Source organism: Pseudomonas caricapapayae, from assembly GCF_001400735.1.
Classification (GTDB): domain Bacteria; phylum Pseudomonadota; class Gammaproteobacteria; order Pseudomonadales; family Pseudomonadaceae; genus Aquipseudomonas; species Aquipseudomonas caricapapayae.
In genome coordinates this window covers 1-2,570 of record NZ_LJPW01000160.1, presented here as the reverse complement: position 1 = coordinate 2,570, position 2,570 = coordinate 1, and the positions used below count along the sequence as shown (strand labels likewise).

At 57.0% G+C, this 2,570-nt stretch carries 3 protein-coding genes and 1 tRNA gene; all 4 read right to left on the bottom strand.

All coding sequences use genetic code 11. The features are described 5' to 3' along the window. Window positions 1-82 precede the first annotated feature (82 nt). Window positions 83-158 (bottom strand) — tRNA-Lys (locus ALO80_RS24780). Between the two features lie 63 nt (window positions 159-221). Further along, complete coding sequence (gene queC, locus ALO80_RS24775; protein ID WP_055010909.1) at window positions 222-911, bottom strand: 7-cyano-7-deazaguanine synthase QueC; 690 nt, start codon at window positions 909-911, stop codon at window positions 222-224. A 1-nt stretch (window position 912) separates the two neighbouring features. Beyond that, window positions 913-1,560: a 7-carboxy-7-deazaguanine synthase QueE gene (gene queE, locus ALO80_RS24770; protein ID WP_055010910.1), complete on the bottom strand. Its 648-nt coding sequence runs from the start codon at window positions 1,558-1,560 to the stop codon at window positions 913-915. 171 nt (window positions 1,561-1,731) lie between these two features. Beyond that, entirely contained in the window at window positions 1,732-2,550 is an 819-nt protein-coding gene (ybgF, locus tag ALO80_RS24765) for a tol-pal system protein YbgF (RefSeq protein ID WP_054984757.1), read from the bottom strand. Between the last annotated feature and the right edge of the window lie 20 nt (window positions 2,551-2,570).

Here is a 2,570-nt window from a genome sequence, read left to right as displayed (position 1 = left end):
CCTCAACCAGCTGCCTGCGACCTGATACGAATGGCATCAGATCTTTAAGATTCGGCTCCAAGGTGAACCTTGAAGCCAAAAATGGTGGGTCGTGTGGGATTCGAACCTACGACCAATTGGTTAAAAGCCAACTGCTCTACCAACTGAGCTAACGACCCTCTGTTGTGTGGCGCGTATATTACTGATTTTTATCAGTAATTCAACACCTTTTTTGAAAAACTTTAAAAATAACGTGTCGGGTCTGCCATACCGGAAGCCGTAAAGCCGTCTGCGCGCAGGCGACAGCTGTCGCATTTGCCACAGGCGCGGCCCTGATCATCAGCCTGGTAGCAGGAAACTGTCAGTGAATAATCGACTCCCAAAGCAGTGCCTGCCTTGACGATGTCCGACTTGCTCAGATTCTGCAGCGGTGCCCTGATAGTGAAGCCCTGCCCTTCCACACCGGCCTTGGTAGCAAGGTTGGCCATGCGCTCGAACGACTCGACGAACTCGGGACGGCAATCCGGATAGCCCGAGTAGTCCACAGCATTGACCCCGATGAAGATATCCCGTGCACCCAATACTTCTGCCCAGCCCAGCGCCAGCGACAGGAACACCGTGTTGCGTGCAGGTACGTAGGTTACCGGAATGCCCTCGGAGGGCGACTCCGGCACGGCGATGGTGCTGTCGGTCAATGCCGAGCCGCCAATGCCGTTGAGGTTCAGACCAATGACTTTGTGCTCGACCGCACCCAGATCGCGAGCAACGCGTGCAGCCGCATCCAGCTCGGCGCGATGGCGCTGACCGTAGTCGAAGCTCATGGTGTAGCAGGCGAAACCCTCGGCACGCGCCATGGCGACGACGGTCGCGGAATCCAGGCCACCCGACAGCAGGATCACGGCTCTTTTTTCGGTGTTGGTGAATTCACTCATATCAGCGCCCCGGCTCGTCATCCCAAAGAATTTTATGCAATTGCATCTGCAGGCGTACCGGCAGGTTGTCGGCAACGATCCAGTCCGCAAGATCTCGACTTTTAAGTTCGTGGTGACTGGCCGAAAACAGGACTTCGCCAGCACGACCATCGAGGCCGTATTGGATCAGCTTGGAGACCGCCCAGTCATAATCCTCGCGCGAGCAAATCACGAACTTGACTTGATCGTTTGGCGTCAGCAACGCCATGTTCTCGTAGCGGTTGCGTGCGACTTCCTTCGACCCTGGGGTCTTGAGATCGACGACGCGGCTGACGCGAGGGTCCACTGCCGAGCTATCCAGCGCACCACTGGTCTCCAGCGACACTTCATAGCCCGCATCACAAAGACGCTTGAGCAACGGAATGGCGTTGGGCTGGGCAAGCGGCTCGCCGCCGGTGACACAAACGTAGCGGGGACGATAGGACGCGACTTGCCCGACGATGTCATCCAGCGTCTGAATGGTGCCGCCACTGAACGCGTAGGCACTGTCGCAGTACTGACAGCGCAATGGGCAGCCGGTCAGGCGGACAAATACGGTGGGCAGGCCAGCCGTACGGGTTTCACCCTGCAACGAGTGAAAGATTTCGGTGATGCGTAATGTGTCTTGCATATCAGCCACGGGCGTAACAGCTAAACAGGCCGTCCGCCTCCGTCAGGCACTTCAAGGAACCCTGCAATCGCAGAATCCGGAAAAGCGTAAGGTGTACCGGAATTTCGGGTGCGAGATTCTAACGAAAAAAGCCGCGACTAGCGCGGCTTTCTTGATTAACGGGTCAGAACATTAAAGACGCTGAAGATCTCGTTGCGCCAATTGTGCAGCTGAAGTACCCGGATACTGGGCAACAACCTGCTGCAATATGCCTTTTACCTTATCGGTATGACCCAGGCGACGCTCGACGTCGGCCAGCTTGTAAAGCGAATCAGGCACCTTGGCGTGCTTCGGATACTGCTGACTGACCTTGGCGAACGCCTGACCGGCACCCTGAAGGTCGCCCTTGGCAAGATTCACTTCACCCAGCCAGTACTGGGCATTGCCCGCGTAGGAGCTGTTCGGGTATTTGCGCAGGAAAGCGGTGAAGGCCTGACTGGCCTTGTCGAAATCCTTTGCCTTGATCAAATCGAAGGCAGCTTCGTAATACAGCTTTTCCTTCGCCGGATCAGGAGGCTCGGTACCTGCCGCCGGTGCCTGCTGAGCCGCTGAGGCCGCAGGCGTCCCACTGGCGTCGATAGCGCCACCAGAAGGTTGAGAATTATTGTTAGCCGGAGCGGCTGCGCCACTGGCTATACGTTGATCGAGTTCCTGATAACGCTCCAGAGCTTCCTGCTTCATACGCTGGATGTCATTCTGCTGGACCTCGACAACACCGCGCAAACGCGCGATTTCGTCCTGCATCTGCTGCAACTGCATGAACAGCTGACCTTGTGCCGAGGCAGGGGCCGTAACCCCTCCCCCGGCATAGGCGCCGGACGTGCCATAACCCGCTGGCGGATAACTGCTGCTGCCAGAGCCAGAATTGTTATCGACCACAGGTGCCGCACCCAACGCTGAAAGCGGAAGGGCGAGGGCCAAAACGGTTAGAGCACGTCGGCACGTTCGCATGTCAAATTACTTACGCAGTT

Coding starts and splice junctions, on each gene's coding strand:
- queE (WP_055010910.1), bottom strand. CDS start 1,560: ATGCAAGACACATTACGCATCACCGAAATCTTTCACTCGTTGCAGGGT.
- queC (WP_055010909.1), bottom strand. CDS start 911: ATGAGTGAATTCACCAACACCGAAAAAAGAGCCGTGATCCTGCTGTCG.
- ybgF (WP_054984757.1), bottom strand. CDS start 2,550: ATGCGAACGTGCCGACGTGCTCTAACCGTTTTGGCCCTCGCCCTTCCG.